General features: G+C 46.7%; 17 protein-coding genes. 14 read left to right on the forward strand and 3 right to left on the reverse strand.

Translation table 11 applies throughout. The features are described from left to right. Nucleotides 1–21 precede the first annotated feature (21 nt). From znuA to R4537_RS09560, 5 genes are all read left to right on the forward strand, one after another. Nucleotides 22–906, forward strand: a complete 885-nt coding sequence (znuA, locus tag R4537_RS09540) for a zinc ABC transporter substrate-binding protein ZnuA (RefSeq protein ID WP_071177860.1) — start codon at nt 22–24, stop codon at nt 904–906. Between the two features lie 202 nt (nt 907–1,108). After that, nucleotides 1,109–4,456 (forward strand): AraC family transcriptional regulator, encoded by a 3,348-nt coding sequence (locus R4537_RS09545; RefSeq protein WP_071177859.1) that lies wholly within the window; start codon nt 1,109–1,111, stop codon nt 4,454–4,456. A gap of 774 nt (nt 4,457–5,230) precedes the next feature. Then, complete coding sequence (locus R4537_RS09550) at nt 5,231–5,461, forward strand: FeoA family protein (protein ID WP_000777870.1); 231 nt, start codon at nt 5,231–5,233, stop codon at nt 5,459–5,461. Then, complete coding sequence (gene feoB, locus R4537_RS09555) at nt 5,458–7,734, forward strand: Fe(2+) transporter permease subunit FeoB (protein WP_071177858.1); 2,277 nt, start codon at nt 5,458–5,460, stop codon at nt 7,732–7,734. Before R4537_RS09550 ends, feoB begins: the two co-directional genes overlap by 4 nt. Further along, complete coding sequence (locus R4537_RS09560; RefSeq protein ID WP_000602537.1) at nt 7,731–7,961, forward strand: FeoC-like transcriptional regulator; 231 nt, start codon at nt 7,731–7,733, stop codon at nt 7,959–7,961. Before feoB ends, R4537_RS09560 begins: the two co-directional genes overlap by 4 nt. 261 nt (nt 7,962–8,222) lie before the next feature. Here R4537_RS09560 and R4537_RS09565 read toward each other — a convergent pair whose 3' ends face one another. Further along, nucleotides 8,223–8,651, reverse strand: a complete 429-nt coding sequence (locus R4537_RS09565) for an HIT family protein (protein ID WP_002044396.1) — start codon at nt 8,649–8,651, stop codon at nt 8,223–8,225. Between the two features lie 123 nt (nt 8,652–8,774). Next, the gene (argS, locus tag R4537_RS09570) at nt 8,775–10,508 is read right to left on the reverse strand and encodes an arginine--tRNA ligase (protein ID WP_071177857.1); all 1,734 of its coding nucleotides are present in this window, start codon (nt 10,506–10,508) and stop codon (nt 8,775–8,777) included. A 199-nt stretch (nt 10,509–10,707) separates the two neighbouring features. On the opposite strand from argS, the gene R4537_RS09575 reads away from it, so the two are divergent. Continuing rightward, nucleotides 10,708–11,304, forward strand: a complete 597-nt coding sequence (locus R4537_RS09575) for a VOC family protein (RefSeq protein ID WP_071177856.1) — start codon at nt 10,708–10,710, stop codon at nt 11,302–11,304. On the opposite strand, the gene R4537_RS09580 is transcribed toward R4537_RS09575, so the two are convergent. Beyond that, on the reverse strand, nt 11,301–14,072 hold the full coding sequence (locus tag R4537_RS09580; RefSeq protein WP_071177855.1) for an insulinase family protein: 2,772 nt from the start codon (nt 14,070–14,072) through the stop codon (nt 11,301–11,303). The genes R4537_RS09575 and R4537_RS09580 overlap by 4 nt on opposite strands. 197 nt (nt 14,073–14,269) lie before the next feature. On the opposite strand from R4537_RS09580, the gene sixA reads away from it, so the two are divergent. From sixA to R4537_RS09620, 8 genes are all read left to right on the forward strand, one after another. Beyond that, nucleotides 14,270–14,737 carry a phosphohistidine phosphatase SixA gene (gene sixA, locus R4537_RS09585; RefSeq protein ID WP_071177854.1) on the forward strand — a complete coding sequence of 156 codons (468 nt, stop codon included), beginning with the start codon at nt 14,270–14,272 and terminating at the stop codon, nt 14,735–14,737. A 332-nt stretch (nt 14,738–15,069) separates the two neighbouring features. After that, entirely contained in the window at nt 15,070–17,163 is a 2,094-nt protein-coding gene (gene flhA, locus R4537_RS09590) for a flagellar biosynthesis protein FlhA (RefSeq protein WP_071177853.1), read from the forward strand. A 34-nt stretch (nt 17,164–17,197) separates the two neighbouring features. Continuing rightward, on the forward strand, nt 17,198–18,685 hold the full coding sequence (gene flhF, locus R4537_RS09595) for a flagellar biosynthesis GTPase FlhF (protein WP_071177852.1): 1,488 nt from the start codon (nt 17,198–17,200) through the stop codon (nt 18,683–18,685). 13 nt (nt 18,686–18,698) lie between these two features. Continuing rightward, nucleotides 18,699–19,586, forward strand: coding sequence for a MinD/ParA family protein (locus R4537_RS09600; protein ID WP_000182546.1), 888 nt, complete (start codon nt 18,699–18,701; stop codon nt 19,584–19,586). Next, nucleotides 19,579–20,313: an RNA polymerase sigma factor FliA gene (locus tag R4537_RS09605; RefSeq protein ID WP_071177851.1), complete on the forward strand. Its 735-nt coding sequence runs from the start codon at nt 19,579–19,581 to the stop codon at nt 20,311–20,313. Before R4537_RS09600 ends, R4537_RS09605 begins: the two co-directional genes overlap by 8 nt. Nucleotides 20,314–20,358: 45 nt before the next feature. Continuing rightward, nucleotides 20,359–20,727 carry a chemotaxis response regulator CheY gene (gene cheY, locus R4537_RS09610; protein WP_033197405.1) on the forward strand — a complete coding sequence of 123 codons (369 nt, stop codon included), beginning with the start codon at nt 20,359–20,361 and terminating at the stop codon, nt 20,725–20,727. Between the two features lie 55 nt (nt 20,728–20,782). Beyond that, entirely contained in the window at nt 20,783–21,502 is a 720-nt protein-coding gene (locus R4537_RS09615) for a protein phosphatase CheZ (RefSeq protein WP_071177850.1), read from the forward strand. A gap of 9 nt (nt 21,503–21,511) precedes the next feature. Continuing rightward, the gene (locus R4537_RS09620; protein ID WP_071177849.1) at nt 21,512–23,875 is read left to right on the forward strand and encodes a chemotaxis protein CheA; all 2,364 of its coding nucleotides are present in this window, start codon (nt 21,512–21,514) and stop codon (nt 23,873–23,875) included. The last annotated feature ends 3 nt before the right edge of the window (nt 23,876–23,878 follow it).

A 23,878-nucleotide genomic window follows, 5' to 3' on the forward strand; every position in this document is an offset into this window, starting at 1 on the left:
ACTAACTGGAGTTTGGCGATCATGTTATCGAGATATTTTTTACTTACTGTCGCAGCACTGTTTGCTCAATCAGCCAGCGCAATCGAAGTTCTGACCAGCATCAAGCCGATACAGATGATCACTTACGAGTTGATGCTGGGGACGGGGACTCCCGATGTACTTTTACCTTCTGGAGCATCGCCGCACGATTATGCGCTACGCCCTTCAGATGTAAAGCGGATTCAACAAGCAGATTTGGTTATTTGGTTTGGTCTGGATCTTGAACCCTTCATGAGTAAACTGCTGGAAGGTCGTACGTCAGCACTAACATTAAGCCAAGTACCCAATTTAGCACTGCGAGAATATGGCGAGGAGGAGCAGCATGAGCATGATGGGCATCATCACGGGCATTATGATCCTCATTTCTGGTTAGGGATTGGGCCTGTAGGACAAGTTGCAAGTGCAATTACGGCAAAACTGATTGAGCTCGATGCGGATCAGCAGCAGCAGTATCAAGATAATCTTGTTCGCTTTTTAGCGAACCTTGCCGAGCAAGACAACGCGATAGGTGAAAAGCTCAAACCTGTCACGACCGTACCTTATTACGTTTTTCATGACGCTTATGGCTATTTCGAACAGCATTTTGCATTAAATAATCTAGGCCACTTCACGGTGAGTCCTGAGCGAAAGCCAGGAGCTAAGACACTGATTGCGATTAAAAAAGCGCTAAATGATCAACGTGCTAAGTGTGTGTTTTCAGAACCGCAATTTGAGCCAGCGATTATCGAAACCGTTGTTAGAGGTACGCCAGCGAAAATTGGTGTGCTTGATCCACTTGGCAGCTCAATTGAACTCAAAGCGGGTAGCTATTTTTCCTTCCTAAATAGTTTGGCAGAGAGCTACTACGCTTGTTTGTCTCAATCTTAAGTAGACCTAGTTATCTGTCGTTTCTCTAAATGCGGCTTAAGCCGCATTTTTTTGTATCCAAATCCTAAAAAATTGGTCTTTCTAAACCTTTCAAACTGCACACAAGCTAGGTATTCGTTAGAATGCATGAGAATTTGTACTCATCTAGAATACCTAAAGCAATAAAGTACGAATTCTTGAATTGTCGCTGACAGGGGAACTCGTGTTTCGCATATTTTTGTATGGCTGCTTGCTCAATATCCTGATCCCATCTTTGGTATTGGCATTAGATAAATCTGTATCTATTTTCTATCCCCTGCCGATTCAAGAGCAGGGGAAGGTCATCGTTGCGCATAACCTTTACCTTGGCAGTGATGGTGGTATTTGGGTGCATGATGTTCACGGTAAAGTGATGTACTTTGATGGGCAGAATGTTTTGCCTCGACGTGGCTCTGTTCTACCACAATTGTCCACTCATATCGTTTATGCGAACAGTGCATTTTGGGCTTTTGAGCAACACGAGCTGTTCAGAACCTATCCCGGGGGAGAAAGAGAGCTGATGTTGAGCTTAACTCCGGGAACGCAGATTATTCAGATGGGGGCCTCTAACGGCATGATCTGGATGGTCGATGGGGGAAACTTTTATAGTTATGAGATCCGAAGTGGTCGCGTCGAATCGCTTTCTTTACACGAACTTTATCAGCTCAATAGTGCCAGTAAGGTCGTGATTAACGATGCACAGTTTTTAGTCTCGAAATGGGCTTTAGCGACCAATGCCGGGGTGTACTTATCTGACGAACAAGGTTTTTCTCATGTTAAAAAATCAGGTAAAAACTTTATCCAAAAACTCTATTTTTCCCATAAACGTCGAGAGCTGTTAGTTGGGTCTAAACGTGGTGCATTAGTCATTGATATTGAAGATAAACGCCCACCACTGGATAGAATTGGTTCCTCTCATGTCCTCTCTATTGCGGAAACCGAGAAAGAGTACTGGATCGGTACAGAAGATGGGCTCTTTGTTTACTCTTTTATCACCGGGAAAATCGTGCAACTTGAAAGTAACCATCAAGATGACTACGCCTTACTGGGCAAGAAAATCTACGCCATGGTGAATGACTTCCAAGGTGGGATGTGGATAGGAACTGACAAGGGGATTTTTTACTACTCCCTGTTTGGTCAGCAGTTTACTCGGTATCCGGCGCAAGCGTTATCTAACGACGGAAGTAAAACACCGATAGGTAAAATGGTACCACTCAACTCCGACGGAGATTATTTGGCGATAACTGCACAAGGTCTGTATAACTTCAATTTTTCGGGTGAGTTACGTAAACATCTCATTTATCCAGGTAAAGTGAATGACTTTGTGATTGACGACCAAGAGCATATTTGGATCGCGACAGGGAAAGGTTTGGTTCGTTACAATCTCAGTCGTCGTAGTATTGATACGCCTAATTTACCGCTCCCTTTGCTACAAACGGCTATTCAACATCTTAGCTTAGATAATGATGGTAACTTATGGGGGACAAGTGATTACCAAATTTGGTCATACTCACTCTCTGAAAAAAACTATCGAGATTATGGTTCTGAATGGATGGTGAAAGCTTTTTCTCCATCACAGATTACTCTGCTTGCCGCAGTACGAGACGGCATAGTGATCGGGACGGAACATGGCACGTATTCCCTGTTTGAAAAACAGATCCGCTTTGATTTTGCGAGCCATCGTTATGGTGAGATAGTACAAGTTGTTGAAGATACTGCAGGCCATATTTGGGTTGTTGGCTCTTATGGGGTTTTTCAGTGGCGTAAAGATCAGCCCGAAGCTGTCACCGTCGAGTTAATCGAAGAAAATATCCAACCTTTGTGTATTGCCGAGTCCAAGCAGGGGATGTGGCTCATCTCTACAAAAGGGATCAGCTATTACCGTAATCAAGAGCTTACGAAACATTTTGGGGCTCCTTATGGTTTGATCAGTAATGAATTCTTGCCGGCATCGTGTACGGTAGGTGAGGAGCAAGATACCTCATCGTTGATCATAGGATCGCAATTTGGTGTGGTGAAAACCAATACAGAAGAATTAGCGGTGTCTAATTTGCCTAATATTCAGGTGACGTTTAGCCAAGTTAGCGTAAATCATACGACTAAGCTTTTGGGATATCGTATGTCCGAGCCAGTGAAAATTGCTTATGGTGACTCGATCAGTTTTCAGTTTGGTGCTTTACCATCCTCACGTAGTCAGTCTTTAGAATACAAACTTAACGATGAACAACAGTGGCAGCGTTTTGATGGGGCGCTGCTCAATTTTGATCAACTTTTACCAGGTAAATATCGTTTGAAAGTCCGCAGTGCGAACCCAATGCAGCGATACCGAACTGAAGCCCTGTTTGATTTTGAAGTTTCAGAGCCTTGGTATATGACTTCCATGGCACTTGTCGGATATGTCCTTAGCCTGCTTGGTTTGTTAGCACTCGCTTTATGGTGGCGAACACGAATGATATTGGCAGCTAACCGCAAACTTAAAGCGCAAGTGGAGCTCAAAACTAGCCAGTTACGTCATCAAAGTAAAATTGTACTGAGCAACAACCACCAACTTCGAAAGCAACTGCAGCTCCACCATACAATTCTTGGTAACGTGTTAGACAATATTGATGCCTCATTGCGGCACTTATCGTCCTACGCCAAAGTACGTTCATGGAGTGAATTCGAAGCACCTTTCAACAAAGTGAAGCAAGAGTTGGCTCAACTGCATTTTATGCATCGCGGCGATGAAGATGAAAGCAAATATCATGATTTACATCTTTTGATTGAATCTGCGTTGAAGAGTTGGCACGAAGAGTACAGCAAAGCCTTGATTAAACTGACTTACAGCGGTGAGCCTCGCTTTGTGGAAGTCCGACAATTCAATCTTGATGTGCTATTTAATGCAGTGTTAACGGATGCGATAAAACGGCTGTATAAGCACCAAGAATTAACCATACAACTTGAAGTGAGAAATGCGCAGGCGGTTATCGTATTTTCGGATTTTGGCGCGCCAATCCAAAACATAAACAAAACTATGGTGACTTTATCTGGAAGTAGTTATCCGCTTGAAGAGTTAGTTATTCGCAGCGGTGGTGAATTGCATGTGCTCGCATTGAAAGAGCGTAATGTGATTGAGTTAGCTTGGCCATTGGCAACCTTACCCGAGTTAGAGGCCGTCCATAAACAAGAAGAAAGCGAACTGGGGGCTAAGGTTAGCATTGATGAGGTGGAGAAAGAGTGGCTAAGTAAAGTCGAGAAACTGATAGAGCTGCATTATAGCGATCCCAATTTCACCACATCTACTGCAGCGCAGGCGCTTTATGTCTCTGAACGCAGTTTACAGCGTCGCTTTAAAGCCGCGACAGGAAAAACCTTCAAAGAGTCGTTAAATGAAGTTCGCTTAGAAAAAGCGTGTCAAAGCTTATTGAGTGGGGCGAAAATCGCGCAAGTTGCTTTTGATTGCGGATTTAATGACCCCTCTTATTTCAGTCAGCGTTTCAAACATCATTTTGGATTATCACCAAGCCAATTCATCGAAGATCAAGAAAACTAATAGAACCCACCTCTATTTCATCTTGTTGTTCTCAAATCGCTTAGTTCTGCAGTTAGCCAGCAACGGTATTGATCTCCGTGAGCACAGGCGGATTTGTGTGATTGGGGAAAATGAAGCCAACCAATGCTTCTTCAGTTTTAATAAATAGAAAAGGTACTCGTGAGAACTTAGCTCGGGAGTCGATAACTGTGCGCTACAAGTGTGATGAATTTTGTTTAGGTAAACAGAAGCTCGCAAGCTTGTCGCTGAACAGGCTCAAGAAACAAATGCTATTGAAGTGAGTGATAGTAATAGAGGTAAAACAGTAGGAAAAAAATATCGTGGTATAGCCGGGGGGACTATACCACGGGTGTCAACGACACCTTCGCTTGCTGCCGGAGTGGTATGACATGGTCATACCACCTCTGGAATTCTTGTCTCTAGGAGGGATGTCCTTTCAACGAAATCACTATAATCCTATCGACTTATTTTACTTATAAAATTAACGACAACTTTACATAGAAAAACGACAGCAGCTTAATCATGTTTTTAAGTTGTTGATTTTAAATATGTAAATGTAATTTGTCGTTTTTTCTATCATGTTGATTTTATGCAGGAGACTTTTCTGACTTGGTCTTTGACGTTTTTGACGAGAAGTTTTTGACAGAATTGACGTTGACTATTACCTAAGCAAACATTGTTTTCGCGCAAGAAAACCTTACCCTGCGTATGGTAAGTTCGTTTAACATTAATAGTAATATTTCTTATTAACACTTCCTTTTCAAAGTTACCTCTATGAAATTGTCACAAATGCAAGCAGGCGAGCGTGGAATCATCCTCGCATTGGATGGACTTTCTGATACGGTCAGAAAGAAACTGATGGTGATGGGCGTTCTCCCCAATACCGAAGTCGTATTAATTCGCCGAGCTCCAATGGGTGATCCGCTTCAAGTTGAAGTACGCGGTGTGTCGATCGCGTTGCGCGAAAATATTGCGGCAAATATTGATGTGGAGAGAGCACAATGAAGTATCAAGTACTCACCGTAGGCAACCCGAATAGTGGAAAAACAACCTTATTCAATGGTCTCACTGGGGCAAAACAGCAAGTCGGTAACTGGGCGGGGGTCACTGTTGAGAAAAAAACGGGTAGTTTTGTTCATGCAAGCGATGAATTTGCACTCACCGATCTGCCCGGAATTTATGCTTTAGACAGCGGTAATGACAGTAACAGTATTGATGAATCGATCGCATCGCGTGCGGTGTTGACGCATCCTGCGGATGTGATCATTAATGTGGTTGATGCGACGTGCCTTGAGCGCAGCTTATATATGACGCTGCAACTGCGTGAATTGCGCCGTCCAATGATTGTCGTACTTAACAAAATGGATGCGCTTAAGCGTGAACGTGTTCATCTCGACCTCAAACAACTAGAAGCGTTTTTGGGGTGCCCTGTGTTGGCGCTTTCTGCCAACAATAAAGAGCAAGTTCGCCGCTTTAAAGAAAAATTGCATAAACTGCTGGTACAAGGGATTGCGTTAAAGCAGATTGAACTTCACTACGGTGCTGAATTTGAGTCATTGATTCATGAGCTAGAACCAATGTTTGCTGAGCAAGCGGTTTCAGCGCGCGCGCTGGCGATTCGAGCCTTAGAAAACGATCGTTTAGTGATTAACGGATTAAAAGAAGCGGAGCGCCAAAACGTAGAGCAACGTCAACATGAGTGTCAGGTTGATATTGATCTTCTCGTGGCCAACGTACGTTATACGTATTTACATGAGCTGTGTACCCACGTGCGACGCACCGAGGGCAAACTGAGCCATAAATTCACCGAAAAAGCCGATCGCGTTATCCTCAACAAGTGGGTTGGTATCCCGTTCTTTTTTGCTGTGATGTACCTGATGTTCATGTTTTCAATCAACATCGGCAGTGCTTTTATCGATTTCTTTGATATTGGTGTTGGCGCATTGTTGGTTGATGGCGGACACCATTTACTGGATGACCATCTCCCCGTTTGGTTAGTGACCTTAATCGCTGATGGTGTTGGTGGCGGTATCCAAACCGTTGCAACCTTTATTCCTGTCATCGCTTGCCTGTATTTATTCTTAGCGGTATTAGAAAGCTCCGGTTACATGTCTCGTGCTGCATTTGTTCTGGATAAAGTGATGCAGAAAATCGGTTTGCCCGGTAAAGCGTTTGTCCCGCTGGTCCTTGGCTTCGGGTGTAACGTACCTTCTATTATGGCAACACGCACGCTGGATCAAGAGCGTGAACGTAAGCTGGCGGCCTCCATGGCTCCGTTTATGTCTTGTGGTGCTCGTTTACCGGTTTATGCGTTGTTTGCGGCGGCATTTTTCCCGCAAAGTGGCCAAAATGTGGTGTTTGCCCTCTATTTATTAGGGATTGTTGCGGCGGTATTTACGGGGTTGGTACTGAAAAAGACCCTCTATCCAGGTGTCAGCGAGAGCTTAATCATGGAGATGCCGGACTATGAAATCCCAACCTTACAAAACGTGGTGATCAAAACATGGCAGAAGCTGAAGCGTTTTGTATTGGGAGCCGGTAAAACCATTGTTGTTGTAGTGACGATTTTGAGCTTTTTAAACTCAGTCGGTACCGATGGTTCATTTGGTAACGAAAATAGTGATAAGTCCGTGCTTTCTAAAGCAGCTCAATTTGTCACTCCTATTTTTTCACCGATGGGGATCACTCAGGAAAACTGGCCTGCAACGGTTGGCATCATTACAGGTATTTTTGCCAAAGAAGCGGTTGTGGGGACCTTAAATAGTCTTTACACCACCACACCTGATGCAGAAGAGGCGGCGGAATACGATTTGCTGGCGAGTTTGCAAGAAGCCTTAATGACGATTCCTGACAATCTTGCTGGGCTCAGTTTTAGCGACCCACTAGGAATTGAAGTCGGGGATTTGACGGATACCGAGGCTGTTGCGCAAGAGCAAGAAGTAGATGGCTCGATCTTTGGTAATTTACACACCTATTTTGCCAATGCTCATGTGGCTTTTGCTTATCTGATCTTTATTTTGCTTTATACCCCTTGTGTAGCCGCGATGGGCGCTTATGTGCGCGAATTTGGTGCAGCTTACGCGCGCTTTATTGCGGTATGGACGATGGGGCTGGCTTACGGTTCTGCGGTGCTCTACTACCAAGCTACCCATATTGCTGAGCACCCAATGTATAGCTTAATTTGGATTGGTGTGATTGTGGGCATCGGATTCGCTACCTACTGGGCACTTAAACAGACAGGGCGTAAGCAAAAGATGATAGAGGTATCTGTCGCGTGATTTTAAATGAACTCAAAGCGGCGATTGAGTCGAAAAATGGCGCGACGAGACAAGAGCTCGCGCGACGTTTTGCTCTGAGCGAAGATGGCATCGATGCGATGCTCGCGGTATGGATTAAAAAAGGTGTCCTATCGCGTCAACAGTACATCAACGCTGAGGATGAGGTGGTGCGAGTGCGCTACGTCATGAATCAGGCAGGATCGCTTGCTGTGAATGTGACTATGTAAAACCTTCCTACTTGAAGGTGCCGCGGTGTTGGCAACGTTTGTTCATCCCAATCGCATAGTGTATCTATGCTCATGGGGATGAATTCTCTTGCTGCCTGCCTGCAACTCCAAGTAGTTTGGGTATAGTTGCTTGTGGTATCACCGACTCATAAAAAAGCCGCGTAATGCGGTTTTTTTATGGTCATTCCTAAACCACTCTGCTTTTAGCAGCGATGCTTGATGCCCAGTGCTTCATCTAAGCTGGCGGTGATGACGCAGACGCTATGCCGTAAACAGGGCATGTTTTGCGAGGACATCTCTTAACTGGGTCAGTAATGCCGCTTGCTCTTGCTGAGTACGAAACACGCCTTGTGTTCTGCCCCAAACAGGGCCCGGCCATGCCATATCATGGGTAAAGCGCGCAATATGATGGATGTGCAGTTGTGGCACCATATTGCCTAGAGCACCTAAGTTGAGTTTGTCTGGGGAAAATAGAGTTTCCAGAGTTTGGCAAACCAGCTGCGATTCGACTAAAAACTGCTGCTGCTCATCCATTGGCAGATGGTGTAGTTCACGTAAATCCGCTCTTTGCGGGACTAAAATAACCCAAGGCACGGCAGAATCTTTATGTAACAGAGCAACACAGAGCGGGAAATGGCCGATCACATCGGTGTCTTTTTGCAATTGGGGATGCAGTTCAAAATGCGCCATCAGATACGCCTCCAAATCGATTTTTTATTCTTGGTTGAAGACTGGTTGAAGCCAGATAAGTGATAAAGACAGATAAGTGATAAAGAAAAGGTTGGCGATTGGCCAACCTTTTCTCTACTTCAATTACATTCTCTCTAGAGTGTCAATGCCCAGTAGAGCAAGACCTTGCTTGATGGTTTTCGCTGTCAGTGCAGCGAGTTTCAAACGACTCTGCTTAATGCTTTCTTGCTCTGCGACCAAGATTGGGCAAGCTTCGTAGAAGCTAGAGAAAATGCCAGCCAGTTCAAACAGGTAGCTACACATGATGTGCGGTTGACCTTCACGCGCGACCGATTGTACCGCCTCTTCAAACTGCAGCAGTTTGGCGATCAAGGCTTTCTCTTTATCTTCAGTAATTTGGATATGACCTGTTAGCTCATTCATATCCACGCCCGCTTTCGCAAAAACAGAAGCAACACGAGTATAAGCATACTGCATGTAAGGCGCGGTATTGCCTTCAAATGCCAGCATGTTGTCCCAATCGAACACATAGTCTGTAGTGCGGTGTTTAGAAAGATCCGCGTACTTCACGGCCGCCATTGCAACCGTATTGGCGATGTTGGTTTTTTCTTCTGCGGATAACTCTGGGTTTTTCGATTCGATCAGAGCCTTGGCACGCTCTTGTGCTTCATCCAGCAAATCCGCCAAACGTACAGTGCCGCCTGCACGAGTCTTGAATGGACGACCATCTTTACCCAGCATCATGCCGAATGCGTGGTGCTCTAAGCTGACGTTTTCTGGGATATAACCCGCTTTGCGTACGATAGTCCACGCTTGCATCAAGTGTTGGTGTTGACGTGAGTCGATGAAGTACAACACACGATCTGCGCCCAGTGTTTCATAGCGGTATTTAGCACAGGCGATATCCGTCGTTGTGTACAGGAAGCCGCCATCACGCTTTTGAATGATAACGCCCATAGGCTCGCCGTCTTTATTCTTGAATTCCTCCAAGAACACCACTTGCGCGCCATCATCTTCCACTGCCAAGCCTTTGGCTTTCAGGTCGCTGACAATTTGTGGCAGCATGTCGTTGTACATGCTTTCGCCCATGACGTTTTCGCGAGTGAGGGAGACATTCAGGCGGTCGTAGTTACGTTGGTTTTGAATCATGGTCACGTCAACCAACTTCTTCCACATCTCTAGACAGAATGGGTCGCCACCTTGCAGTTTCACTACGTAGTTACGTGCTGTTTCTGCAAACTGCTCATCTTCGTCATACAGTTTTTTCGATTCACGATAGAAAGCTTCAAGATCCGAAAGCTCCATCGAAACCTCACCCGATGCTTTTTGCACGCGCTCAAGGTTAGCAATCAACATACCGAACTGAGTGCCCCAGTCACCGATGTGGTTAGCTCGGATCACTTTATGGCCTAAGAATTCCAGAGTGCGTACGACAGCATCACCGATGATGGTTGAACGCAGATGGCCTACGTGCATCTCTTTGGCAACGTTAGGCGCTGAGTAGTCAGCCACGATGGTTTTTGGGGCTTCTTGTGCCACGCCAAGGCGTGCATCCGCCAGAGCCGCTTCGGCTTGCGCAGCCAAAAACTCTTCGCTTAAGAAAATATTGATAAAACCCGGACCTGCGATTTCGGTTTTGCTCGCGATACCGTCAAGATTGAGAACATCCAAGACTTTTTGTGCAAATTCTCGAGGATTGGTACCTAACTGCTTGGCTGCGCCCATAATGCCGTTGGCTTGGTAGTCACCAAATTGTGCTTTTGCTGATTGGCGAACCAGTGCCGGAGTGCCTGCTGGTGCGCCTGCGGCTTCAATAGCCTGAGAAACTCGATCATTGATCAGTGCTTGGATATTCACACGTTTACCCTTCAATTCAAGGAAATAGGGGAGGAATGCCATCATTTTTGAAGTGAGGCATATCACAATAATATGGTTTAATTGGCGGTCATGATAACAATATTCAGCCTAACCACCTAGGGTGAAACACAGGAAATTTTCACCTTTTTCCGTCAATCTTGGTAGTATCGCGTCCAAACTGGCATTTTGAGGCGAACAGATGCAACAACAACTTTATGCGACAGGGCTTGCTCCACAACAACTGCTCGAAAAACTCGACGCATTCATTGCCAAAATTGAGCAGTTGCTTGATCTTTTAGGCTTAGATCTGCGAGCCAATCAGCTAGACCATATTGCGTTGCGAATCAACGATCCGCAATTGGCGCAAGTCGCTCATCAAGCTTGGCTCGCTTATGGTGAAGAGATCTCTTGTGCGCAGATTCATGGCCGCCCGATCATCGTGATTCGTTTTAACCAGCCACTGCAAGTGAGTCATTGGCAAATTGAGTGTCTTGAACTGCCGTATCCTGCGCAAGGGAAAACCTATCCTGAGCAGAGTTGGGAGCATGTAGAATTTGTGATCCCTTCACAAGCTCTGAGTGCGGAGGCTTTTTGTGAGGAGTTGAAAGGCGGTTACCCCTCACTGGCGGAAAAATGGCATCAGCTTAACGAACTCGGCATCAAAGTGAAACTGTCTAGCCCACAAGGTGAAGGGGAGCGTTTGGCGAACCCAACCGTTGCATTCCAGTGGCAAGGGGTGTGTATTAAGCTTCATCCACACCCGTTGCAAACCATTGTGGAATCCGAAAGGGCCTAACCCACATCATAAGCTTTAGGGCGCAGTTGAAACTCTTCCACTGAGCCAATTTCTTGGCCGAGTTGTAAGGCAGGGGCATCGTGATGGGCTCGGCCTTGAGTATGCATAATTAAGCGATGTGCCGTACGTGGTTTCAGTTCATTGACCACGAAGCGTATCATGTCAGCACGGCTGAGATTTTTAAGCTCTTCCAGCACTTTTTCTCGCTGATCGAAACTGAGATCTTTATTGCCAATCGCAACCCATAAACGCTGGGCTCGAATCCGGAGTGTCGGGTCGGGCGCGGAAATTTGGTTCCACAATCCCCGTTTACTGCTATGCCATTGATATTCATTGAGTTCAAGCAGAACCATGTACAAGGCATTTAAAAACTCATCAATAGAGCGGATCAATTCACTTGGCGGAGCCGATGGTGATTGAACGTATAAGATTAAACCCGGATGGCGGTTTAATGGCATATTGCCCGTACCAACCATATAACCGAGTTGCTGTTTGGTGCGAATTTCGTGGAAGAAGGTGGCCGACATCAGATGATTGGCCAGCGAGTAAAGCGCAATACTGCGTGGGCTGACTTCATGAGATTGGTAATACACCACAATCGCGGAATCATCTTGTTGGCACTGTACTTCACGTTGAAACGTTCCGCTCTTTCCGAGCATAACCAATGGGCGAAGCGACTCTTCATAAGTTTGCCCTTGAACGCGTAGCGCGTCTTTGAGCACTTCCGCCATATTGTGGGCTTCGGCGGCAGGCCAGTCACCATAGACAAACATTTCGACGTGCAACTGTGACAGAATTGTGTCGACAAAATGGGCTAACTCTTCCACTTGTACATCATCAATCGCGGCTAATAACTCGGCATAAGGTGGGTTATTGGGTTGCAATAACCCGGTCATCGCATTAAACAGTTGAGAGATGGGTTTATCGTGGGCGGCATTGCGCCAATTACGAGTCATTTGCTGCTTGATGGTGGCAAAGCGCTTAGGCTGGAAATCGCGCTGCGCAAATTTACGTAAAATCACTTCCATCAATTGCGGTAGTTTTTGGCTAAAACCTGACAACGTGAGCGTCACGCCACCTTGGTGGGCATAGAGGTTGTAGCCCATCCCCGCTATTTCGGCTTGGTATGTTTCTTTGGCTAACGCATCCAAAAACATCTCCACACACAAACGGGTCATCACGATATTACGACAGTTAGCCACGGCATGCGGGCTGTCGATCGCAATATAAATCACGCCTTTAGGTACTCTGAATTCGGTGTCTTGCTGATGCCAAAGTTTGAATCCGGGTAAGTCCTGCAACACTTGCGGCAGAGTGTGGCTCTCCTTGACCTCTGACGGGTCGAGGTCATAACAGATAAATGGGTTGGGTTCAGGCAGGGAGATGGGTAAATCCAACGGCTGGCAGAATCTGTGCAGTTGTTCAGTAGTGAAAGGACGAACCGAATAAGGGGTAAAGTACCATTGCGCTTTTTTATCGTACTCGCCCCCTTTTGCAATCAAGGTGGCACGCAGGTTCTCTGGGGTGAGATAACTTAAAATATGCAGCAACAAGGCTTCATCGTAGCCTGACATCATATAGTCCCCGTAAGCCGTATCTTCGGGGGCATAATGCTGCATGTTGACCACCAAATGGCTGACCATATCCAGTGGGCGCTGGGTTTCTTGAAAGCGGAAAGCCGACTCAAGCACAGCTCGCTTTTCTTGATAACGCCACGCTTGTAAGCCTTGAGTCGCAATCAAATTCAGCGTTTGGAATAGACTTTGAATAATCTCATCAACATGATCTAATCCTTCCTGAGTCAGCACACAACTGACGGCAAACTCGCGGTAGTTACTGCCACTTACCCCTCCGCCAGCAGAAAGAGTAGTGATCCAACCTTTCTCTTTCAACGCTTCCAGCAAGCTGCCTTCACCCTCATAGCCAATTAAATGAGCAAAATAAGAGAGCGGTTTTTTCTGATAGTAGCTTTCAGTGCTGGGCATAGGAAAAGCGAGGATCAGCTTACGAATCTCTTTGAGAGGCTCAATCTGAATCAAAATTCCCGTATGTTCGCGATCAACAAAAGGAGGTAGGGGTTTGATATCGCGTTGCGGGTTTGGGATCGCGGCAAAATAACGCTCAGCCCATGCTTCGAGTTCGTCAAAACTTTGCGAACCAATCAGGGACAACGTCATCAACTTGGCGGAATAATGAGACCGATAAAACTCAATAATTTCATCTCGAATAGAGCTGTTTTCGCGATCGCCTAAGGTGTGCTGATTGCCGACTGAGAACTTGCTAAACGGGTGCTGCGGATTAATGGTTTCTTTTTGTACTTGGTAGAGGCGGCGTGACTCATCTTTAATTTTCAGTTTGTATTCTGAGTCGACGGCTTGACGCTCTTTATCCAAAGCCTCGGCATTAAACAGCGGTGCGATAAAAAACTGACTGAAACGGTCAAGCGCTTTAGCAAAAGCGTTCGGCAAAACATCAAAGAAGAAACAGGTATGTTCTGTGCCAGTCCATGCATTATTCGAACCGCCATGCTGACTGATAAAAGTTTGAAAATCGCCAACTTTCGGGTATTTTTCTGTGCCCAAAAACAGCATGTGTTCGAGATAGTGAGCCAAACCTTGGCGTTCGATCGGATCGTCAAAGTGCCCGACGTTGACCGCTAACGCCGCGGCGCATTTTTGAACATCAGGGCTTTGGATGAGTAACGTCCGTAAGCCATTGCTCAGCGTAATATATCGGTACTGATGAGTATCATTGGGGCTGATATGCACAGCATTTCTCCGGATTGGTAGGGTCAAAGACGAGTCACAGAACACCAAACTGACACATCGTACTATTATTATTCCTGTCAGTTTAGTCTGTCGCTTGGCTTTTTAATAGACTGTTAACGAAGTCGAAGTCTTTGCTCAGACTGCTGTTATAATCAAAAAACCAAGCAGCCAGAGACTGCATAGCGTAGGTAGTGTACATGAAGATTTATATTATGCGTCACGGTGAAGCACAGCAGTTTGCCCCTAGTGATGCACAAAGAGCATTAACCGACCGAGGCCGTCATGAATCCGAAGCTGTCGCGCGCGCATGCGTCAATCAACGGGGCGTGAAGAGTTTCGATCTTGTGTTGGTTAGTCCTTACTTACGGGCTCAACAGACGTGGGAACTGCTCACGGATCATTTCTCTGCCAAAAGAGTGGAAACTTGCGATGGCATCACGCCCTACGGCCAGTCGGATCGAGTATTTGATTACCTATCGGCCTTGATTGAGGTTGAACAGCTCGAATCCTTGTTGCTGGTTTCACATTTACCGCTAGTGGGGTATCTGGTATCTGAATTTGTGGCCGATATGATTCCACCCATGTTCCCGACTTCAGGAATGATTTGTATCGATTACGACCCCATAGCGCAGAATGGACAGCCTTTGTGGAATGTGCATCCGTAACCCTATTTCCCCATCATTTATCGTGCACATCGAGAGCCTCCTGCGGCTCTCGTTGTTTTTAAGGCTTTGTTTTTTCAGGCGAGATGCCTTAACTGAGATAGCCATAAAATTGACGTAGGGAATGGACTGAAAATTGCATCAACGCGATATACGTTTTCTACTTGAAGCTGCAACTGCGCTGGTTACGCTCGTTCACCCAAGCATAGAGTGAGTCTATACTCATGGGGTTTTTCCTACGGCGGCCGAACTGCAACTCCAAGTCGTTTGGTTATAGCATCGCTACGGCGCAGCCTTGATGTTCCGATTAACCCTTCAGTGACAGCCAGAAATTTATGAAATTTACACTGCCATTTGCGGACAAATTGCCTTCAATTCCACAGCGTAGCATGCCTGCGATCGGTGCTCCGGTCATGGTATTGGCTGCATTGGCGATGGTTGTCCTCCCAATGCCAGCCTTTCTGCTCGACTTGTTCTTCACTTTCAACATCGCTCTGTCGTTAGTGGTGCTTCTGGTCACCGTGTATACCCGTAGGCCATTAGATTTTGCGGCGTTTCCAACGGTACTGCTGATCGCGACCTTGCTACGTTTGGCACTGAACGTTGCGTCAACGCGAGTCGTTTTGCTGTACGGTCATGAAGGTCCAGGTGCGGCGGGTAACGTTATCGAAGCGTTTGGTAACGTGGTGATTGGTGGGAACTACGCGGTTGGTTTGGTGGTGTTCCTTATTCTGATGATCATCAACTTTATGGTAGTGACCAAAGGGGCGGGACGAATTTCCGAAGTAAGTGCCCGCTTTACCTTGGATGCCTTGCCCGGTAAGCAGATGGCGATTGATGCTGACTTAAACGCGGGCTTGATTGACCAAGAACAAGCACGTGTGCGCCGTTTTGAAGTCACTAAAGAAGCGGACTTCTACGGTTCGATGGATGGTGCGTCAAAATTTGTGAAGGGTGATGCGATCGCCGGTATTTTGATTCTTTTTATCAACATCATCGGTGGCCTGAGTATCGGGATGATCCAGTATAATTTGGGTTTCAAAGAAGCGATCGAAATCTACATCCTGTTGACCATTGGTGATGGCTTAGTCGCCCAAATTCCATCACTGCTTTTATCGATTGGCGCTGCGATTATGGTTACGCGTCAAAATACCGATGAGGACATGGGGCAGCAGGTTATCTTCCAACTGTTTGATAACCCGAAAGCTCTCACCATTACCGCGGGTATCCTGTTCGTTATGGGGATTGTCCCTGGGATGCCACATTTTGCCTTCCTGTTTTTAGCGCTACTGGCCAGTGGCGCAGCGTATTGGCTGCACCGTAAACAGAAAACCAAAGCGGAGAATAAAAATCTGCCCGCCAAGAGCGATGTGGAAACTCCGACCCAACGTGAACTGTCATGGGATGATGTACAGCCGGTTGACGTGATTGGTTTGGAAGTGGGGTATCGCTTGATCCCCCTAGTGGATAAAGATCAAGGTGGCGAGCTGCTTGAACGCGTTAAAGGGGTGCGTAAAAAGCTGTCGCAGGACTTTGGCTTCCTTATTCCGCCGGTACATATTCGTGACAACCTAGAATTAACGCCCAATAGTTACCGCATCACCTTGATGGGCGTAGCCGTGGGTGAAGCAGAAATTCGGCCAGATCAAGAGTTGGCGATTAACCCGGGACAAGTGTACGGCATGATTGATGGTGAGCGCACTCGCGACCCAGCTTTTGGTCTGGATGCAGTGTGGATACGGGAAGATCAGCGTGAGCATGCGCAAGCTTTGGGCTATACCGTGGTCGATTCTTCCACTGTGCTCGCCACTCATCTTAGTCAACTATTGACCAACAATGCCGCACAGCTGCTTGGCCATGAAGAAGTTCAGAATCTGCTGGAAATGCTCTCGCGCTCCGCGCCCAAACTGGTGGAAAACTTTGTACCAGATCAGCTTTCTCTGGGGGTCGTGGTCAAAGTTCTACAGAACTTGCTGCATGAAGCGATCCCTATCCGCGATATTCGCACCATAGTGCAAACCCTTTCGGAATACGCGAGTAAGAGTCAAGAACCCGACATTTTAACTGCAGCGGTGCGCATCTCACTCAAACGACTTATTGTCCAAGAAATCAATGGGGTAGAGCCTGAATTGCCTGTAATTACCTTAATTCCGGAGCTGGAACAAATTTTGCATCAAACTATGCAAGCTTCGGGTGGTGAATCAGCAGGTATTGAGCCGGGACTGGCGGAAAGACTGCAAATGGCGCTAAGCCACGCCACTCAAGAGCAGGAGTTGAAAGGGGAACCCGCAGTATTGCTGACATCTGGCGTATTGCGTTCAACGCTAGCGAAGTTTGTGAAAAACACCATTCCCAACCTTCGCGTGCTCTCCTATCAGGAGATCCCCGATGAGAAACAAATTCGAATTGTGCAGGCCGTGGGTAATTAATCGTCCGCACGTTTTTTAAAGACGGAAATCTGCTTTGAAAATAAAACGATTTTTTGCCAAGGATATGAAAACTGCGCTGCTTCAGGTCAAAGAAGAGCTGGGCGTGGATGCTGTGATCATGTCGAATAAAAAAGTCGCGGGTGGGGTCGAAATTGTGGCAGCGGTTGATGGCGATACTGCGCCCGCACCAGCCAAGCGTTACAACTCGCAGCCTAGACATGGTTATAACCAAGTCTCACCCTCGGTCGCTCCGACCAAGAGCAGAGAGCTGGTGGATGATCGTGTCAGTTTGCAATCGAGTGCCGACTCTGGCCGTTCCATGACTCAACGCTTTGCTAATATGCTCAAGCAATACAGCTCGGCAGATGAGCAAGAGCATCGTGCGGAAAACGAAGATTCGCTCTCTGCGCTGCTCAAGCGCCAGTCAGAAAATCGTGCGCCACAACGCAATCAGACACAACGTAATCAGAGCAGTGCAGAGCGTCAACGCCCTGACTCTGCGCTCGGTAAGTTGCTGCAAGAAGATGCCGATGCACGCCGTAAGCCTAGGCTGGATCCGACTCGTTATGATCGAAAAGTGCCCGAAGAGCCGATGGTCGCCGTCAGTGAATTAGAATCGATGCGTGAAGAGATGACCTCGATTCGCCGTTTGCTTGAGCATCAAGTTTCCGGATTAATGTGGCAAGAAGTTGAGCGCCGTGAGCCACTGCGTGCCATGTTGATTAAACGCTTAGAGCGCATGGGTGTCTCTTTGGAAATGGCAGATCAATTGGCTTGCTACATTCCAGAGGAAACACCTCCTCCTAAAGCATGGAAAGCATTGTTAGGTTTAGTCTCCGACCAAATCCCAGTCGTCAAACACGATATTTTAAAACGTGGTGGCGTGGTTGCCTTACTTGGGCCAACCGGTGTAGGGAAAACCACAACCGTGGCTAAACTGGCGGCTCGTGCAGCGATGGAGTACGGCTCGGACAACGTCGCATTGGTGACCACAGACACTTACCGTATTGGTGCCCATGAGCAATTGTCGATTTATGGCAGAATTATGGGATGTCCTGTAAGAGTTGCTAAAGATTCCAACGAGTTAGCCGATGTAATCTATCAGCTACGTAATCGTCGCCTGATTTTGGTCGATACTGCTGGGATGGGACAACGCGATGTTCGGTTGTCAGAACAGCTAGATACCTTGATGCAAGAGAGCGGAGAGACCATCCACAGCTATCTTGTTTTGCCTGCAACCGCGCAGCGCAAGGTCTTACAAGAAACCATTGAGCATTTCAGAAGGATACCGCTTTCTGGATGCATTATGACCAAACTCGACGAATGTTTGAGCCTAGGCGAATTCGTTAGCGTGGTTGTACAAAATGCGTTGCCCGTCGCTTACATCGCGAACGGACAACGAGTGCCCGAAGATATCGTAATCGCGCAACCCAAATACATGGTCGCAAAGGCAAACGAATTGCTAGAGAAGTCGACTGAAGATGAACCTCATTACTGGACCAGTGATTCAGAGAGATTCTAGGCGGCGGACAGGTATGACAAACAAAATGATATATGACCAAGCAAGCGGCCTACGTCGCTTAACCCAACCTTCAGTGACCAAAGTGATTTCGGTCACTGGTGGCAAAGGTGGTGTCGGGAAATCGAATGTCACCTTAGGTATGGCTATCTGTATGGCAAAACAGGGCAAAAAAGTCATGGTGCTCGACGCCGACTTAGGCCTTGCTAATGTTGACGTAATGCTCGGTATTCGCCCTAAGCGTAACCTAGGCCATGTTTTAGCCGGAGAGTGTGAGCTCAAAGACGCCATTGTCGAAGGTCCACATGGTATTCGGATCATTCCAGCGACGTCAGGAACGCAATCCATGACCGAGCTCTCTCATGCTCAGCACGTGGGACTGATTCGGGCATTTGGCACGTTAGAAGATGAGATGGATATTTTGCTCATCGATACCGCGGCAGGTATCTCAGATATGGTGGTGAGCTTCTCACGCGCCGCGCAAGATGTAGTGGTTGTGGTGTGTGATGAACCGACCTCAATCACGGATGCGTATGCCCTGATCAAGCTACTGAGCAAAGAACATCAAGTTCAACGATTTAAAATTGTTGCTAATATGGTGAGAAGTTATCGTGAAGGCCGTGAATTATTTGCTAAATTAACATTAGTGACAGAACGGTTTTTAAATGTGAGCTTAGAACTTGTCGCCTGCATCCCACTCGACGACAATGTACGCCAAGCGGTGAAGCGACAAAAAATCGTGGTTGATGCGTATCCACGCTCACCAGCCGCATTGGCGATAAGCTCATTGGCAAACAAAGCGTTGACTTGGCCGATACCGAGAACACCAAGTGGACATTTGGAGTTTTTCGTTGAACGCTTACTTAATCGGTCAGAAACAGTAGGGGAACCTTTCGGTGAATAAAGCGCTTACATACGATCAATACGGAAATCTTAATAGCCAGCAGCTATTTCTTGAGAAGTACTCTGTATTGGTTAAGCGTATCGCTCATCATTTGATTGGCCGTCTCCCGCCCAGTGTTCTGATCGAAGACCTCATTCAAGCTGGCATGGTTGGTTTGCTTGAGGCACAAAAAAATTATGATGGAAGTAAAGGCGCGAGCTTTGAAACCTATGCCGGAATTCGGATTCGTGGGGCTATGCTCGACGATATCCGACGTGGTGACTGGGTTCCGCGATCTGTGCACAAACATAATCGTGAATTCAGTCAAGCGATTGCACTGCTCGAGGGAGAACTCAATCGCGATCCAACGGATGCTGAAGTGGCGAAGTTTTTAAACATGTCACTAGAGCAGTATCACAGCGTGCTGATGGACATTAACTGTTCACGCATTGTTGGGATAGAGGATCTCGGTGTTTCTGATGACGCGATTTCACCGTTTGAAGAGGGGGAAGATAACTCGCCTTTTCACGGTGTCGCTGAAGAATCTTTCCGTAAAGCACTCGTTGAATCAATAAAATCGCTCCCGGAGCGTGAAGCTTTGGTACTTTCGCTCTATTATGATGAAGAGCTAAACTTAAAAGAAATTGGTGAGGTACTTGGAGTTAGTGAATCTCGCGTCAGCCAGATACTCAGCCAATCTATGCAGCGGCTAAGAACAAAGTTAAGTTCTTGGACTCGGAATGACTAAATATCACTGACCTAAAATTCAGTGGAGGCTATTTTGAATAAAAACATGAAGATCCTTATTGTTGATGACTTTTCAACAATGCGCCGAATCGTTAAAAACCTACTTCGAGATCTGGGGTTCAATAATACGCAGGAAGCCGATGATGGTCTCACTGCATTGCCTATGCTCAAAAAGGGGGATTTTGAGTTTGTTGTTACAGACTGGAATATGCCTGGAATGCAAGGGATTGACTTGCTTAAAAATATCCGTGCCGATGCAGAGTTAAAACATTTGCCTGTGCTGATGATTACTGCGGAAGCTAAGCGCGAGCAAATCATTGAAGCTGCCCAAGCAGGCGTGAATGGTTACATCGTAAAACCATTTACCGCTGCTACGCTTAAAGAAAAATTAGACAAAATTTTTGAGCGTTTATAAGGCTTTTGCTGCGGCAAAAGGTGCTCTATTCACACGCGCAAAAGGCTGATTCAGGATGATTTCATTAGAACAGGCTAAAGAACTCGTGCAACTTTTGGAACAGGGACAGCAAAGTGAAGCTAATAGGCTGCTGACGGATGTCTATGAGTCCACCAACAATCCTATGCTCAAAGAGATAGGGATGTTAACGAGGGATTTGCATGAATCGCTGAAAAATTTTCATATTGATGATCGTTTCAGTGAGATCGCGACGGATGAAATTCCAGACGCACGAGAAAGACTGCAATACGTTATACAGAAAACGGAAGTCGCGGCGAACAAAACCATGGATGCAGTGGATCGCTGTATGCCGATAGCCGACAAACTACATGAAAGCTTGCTGTTGATTCGCCCTGAGTGGAATGGCTTGATGAATGGCCGGATTGAACTGATGCATTTCAAGTCACTTTGCCACCGGATTGATGACTTGCTCTCGCAAGTAGAAGGCGACAGCAGTGAATTGCGTGGTGAATTGACTGAGATCCTGATGGCTCAAGACTTTCAAGACCTGACAGGACAAATCATTAAACGTGTGATTAATGTGGTCAATGAGGTTGAAAAACGTTTAGTTGAAATACTGACGGTTTTTGGCGCGGCGCAAAAAGAACAAAAAGCAGACAAGGCGACAGTTTCATCAATAGAACCAGAGGGACCGATTCTCAATCCTCACGAACGAATTGATGCTGTCTCATCTCAAGACGACGTTGACGACTTGTTATCGAGTCTTGGATTTTAGGGGTAATCTATGAGTTACGAATTAGACGACGACATCCTGCAGGACTTTTTGGTAGAAGCCAGCGAAATATTGGAGTTGCTTTCCGAGCAGCTCGTTGAACTGGAAAATAATCCAGAAGACCGAGATCTATTGAACGCCATATTTCGTGGTTTTCATACCGTAAAAGGTGGTGCTGGTTTCTTGGCGCTCTCCGAGCTAGTGGAAACTTGTCACGGTGCGGAAAACGTGTTCGACATTTTACGTAATGGTCAGCGACATGTTTCTCCCAGCTTGATGGATACTATGCTTAAAGCGTTGGATACCGTTAACGAACAGTTTCGTGCGGTACAAGAGCGTGAACCACTGCAACCTGCCGACCCTGAATTGCTCGATGAGTTACATCGTTTAAGTAGACCTGCCTCTGAAGATGAAGATGAGGCTACAGAAACGCATTTTGATGAACCAGTAGAAGAGCTGGTTGAAGAGATCATCGAAGAAGTCGTTGAGGACGTTGTTGAAGAGGCTGCGCCCGATGTTGAGGTCGAGGTTACAGCAGGCTCATCCAGTGGCGTGATTGATAAAGGCTCTATCGACGATATCAACGAAGATGAGTTCGAAAAGCTACTTGATCAACTGCATGGTAAGGGCAAGGCTCCGGGGGCTCAGTCTCCGCCAGCTCCCGCTTCTTCGCCAGCGAAAGCCGCATCGGTAGCCAGTTCTGATCTCAACGGTGATATCACAGACGATGAGTTTGAAAAGCTACTCGATCAACTGCATGGTAAAGGCAAAGCCCCATCGATTGAGACTGTAGCGCCTGCTGCACCAGTAACATCATCGACACCTAAAGCGACCGAGACACCGAAACCTGCAGCTGCAAAATCAGCGCCCGGTGGCGATGACTTAATGACGGATGCAGAGTTTGAAAAACTGCTGGATGAGCTACATGGTTCAGGCAAAGGCCCATCGGTAGAAGAGCTTGAAATGGCGAATCGTCAAGTGGCATCTTGCCCTGCCTCTGCTGACACCAAGGCATCCGCCGAGGCGAGTGCTTCTACAACTAAGCCAGCAGCAAAACCTGCCGCTCCAGCTAAACCTGTAGCGGCAAAACCTGCTGTAGCTAAAGAAGCACCAGCAAAAGCTCCGGCTCCGCCTGTGGTAAAAGATTCTGATGAATCTCGCGAAGTCGCAGCCGGCGGCGGAGCTAAGAAAGCCCAAGCTGAATCAACTGTTCGGGTCGATACCTCAACACTTGATATCATCATGAACATGGTGGGTGAGTTGGTTCTGGTACGTAACCGACTCTTGAGCCTTGGCCTGAATAGTAACGACGAAGAGATGTCTAAAGCGGTGGCTAACCTAGATGTGGTTACTGCCGACTTGCAAGGCGCGGTGATGAAAACGCGTATGCAACCGATAAAAAAAGTGTTCGGGCGTTTCCCTCGCGTGGTTCGTGACTTGGCGCGTAGCTTAAATAAAGAAATTGATCTTGAGTTACGTGGTGAAGAAACCGATCTCGATAAAAACCTTGTTGAAGCGCTAGCCGATCCTTTGATCCACTTGGTACGTAACTCAGTTGATCACGGTATCGAAATGCCTGATGAGCGCGCTAAAAATGGCAAGTCTCGTACAGGCAAAGTGATTTTGTCTGCTTCACAAGAGGGAGATCACATACAGTTAGCTATCGTAGATGACGGTGCAGGTATGGATCCCGACAAGCTGCGTGGTATCGCCGTTAAACGGGGAATAATGGATGAAGATGCCGCGAACCGACTTACCAATAAAGAATGCTTTAACCTAATTTTTATGCCGGGGTTCTCTAGTAAAGAGAAGATCACCGATATTTCTGGGCGTGGTGTAGGGATGGATGTGGTAAAAACGGCGATAAATACGCTTAACGGTGCAATTGATATCGATTCAACAATGGGCAAAGGTACGAGAATCACTATCAAAGTACCACTGACACTGGCCATTTTGCCCACTTTAATGGTTGGTGTTGCTGATCATCCATTTGCACTACCGCTAGCAAGCGTAAATGAAATATTCCACTTAGATCTGCGTCGTACGAATGTGGTTGATGGACAACTGACAATCATAGTGCGAGAGAAATCAATACCTCTTTTCTACTTACAAAATTGGTTATCACCGAAGAAAGGCAAAATACACCCTCGCCAAGGACATGGACACGTAGTGATTGTACAAATTGGCAGTCAGCGTGTTGGTCTGGTTGTGGATACCTTAATTGGCCAAGAAGAAGTCGTAATTAAACCACTTGATAAATTGCTACAGGGCACTCCAGGTATGTCTGGTGCAACCATTACTAGTGACGGCCATATTGCCTTAATCTTGGATGTGCCAAATTTGCTTGAGAGCTATGCCGCAGGGTCTCGAGTCTGACCG

It is taken from the genome of Vibrio paracholerae (assembly GCF_037672085.1).
GTDB classification, from domain to species: Bacteria; Pseudomonadota; Gammaproteobacteria; order Enterobacterales; family Vibrionaceae; genus Vibrio; species Vibrio cholerae.

Bases quoted from the DNA above. Each gene is read 5' to 3' on its own strand.
- R4537_RS09615 (WP_071177850.1), top strand. From the start codon at position 20,783: ATGATTTCATTAGAACAGGCTAAAGAACTCGTGCAACTTTTGGAACAG.
- R4537_RS09620 (WP_071177849.1), top strand. From the start codon at position 21,512: ATGAGTTACGAATTAGACGACGACATCCTGCAGGACTTTTTGGTAGAA.
- R4537_RS09565 (WP_002044396.1), bottom strand. From the start codon at position 8,651: ATGGCGCATTTTGAACTGCATCCCCAATTGCAAAAAGACACCGATGTG.
- sixA (WP_071177854.1), top strand. From the start codon at position 14,270: ATGAAGATTTATATTATGCGTCACGGTGAAGCACAGCAGTTTGCCCCT.
- R4537_RS09550 (WP_000777870.1), top strand. From the start codon at position 5,231: ATGAAATTGTCACAAATGCAAGCAGGCGAGCGTGGAATCATCCTCGCA.
- cheY (WP_033197405.1), top strand. From the start codon at position 20,359: ATGAAGATCCTTATTGTTGATGACTTTTCAACAATGCGCCGAATCGTT.
- znuA (WP_071177860.1), top strand. From the start codon at position 22: ATGTTATCGAGATATTTTTTACTTACTGTCGCAGCACTGTTTGCTCAA.
- R4537_RS09600 (WP_000182546.1), top strand. From the start codon at position 18,699: ATGACAAACAAAATGATATATGACCAAGCAAGCGGCCTACGTCGCTTA.
- flhA (WP_071177853.1), top strand. From the start codon at position 15,070: ATGAAATTTACACTGCCATTTGCGGACAAATTGCCTTCAATTCCACAG.
- feoB (WP_071177858.1), top strand. From the start codon at position 5,458: ATGAAGTATCAAGTACTCACCGTAGGCAACCCGAATAGTGGAAAAACA.
- R4537_RS09575 (WP_071177856.1), top strand. From the start codon at position 10,708: ATGCAACAACAACTTTATGCGACAGGGCTTGCTCCACAACAACTGCTC.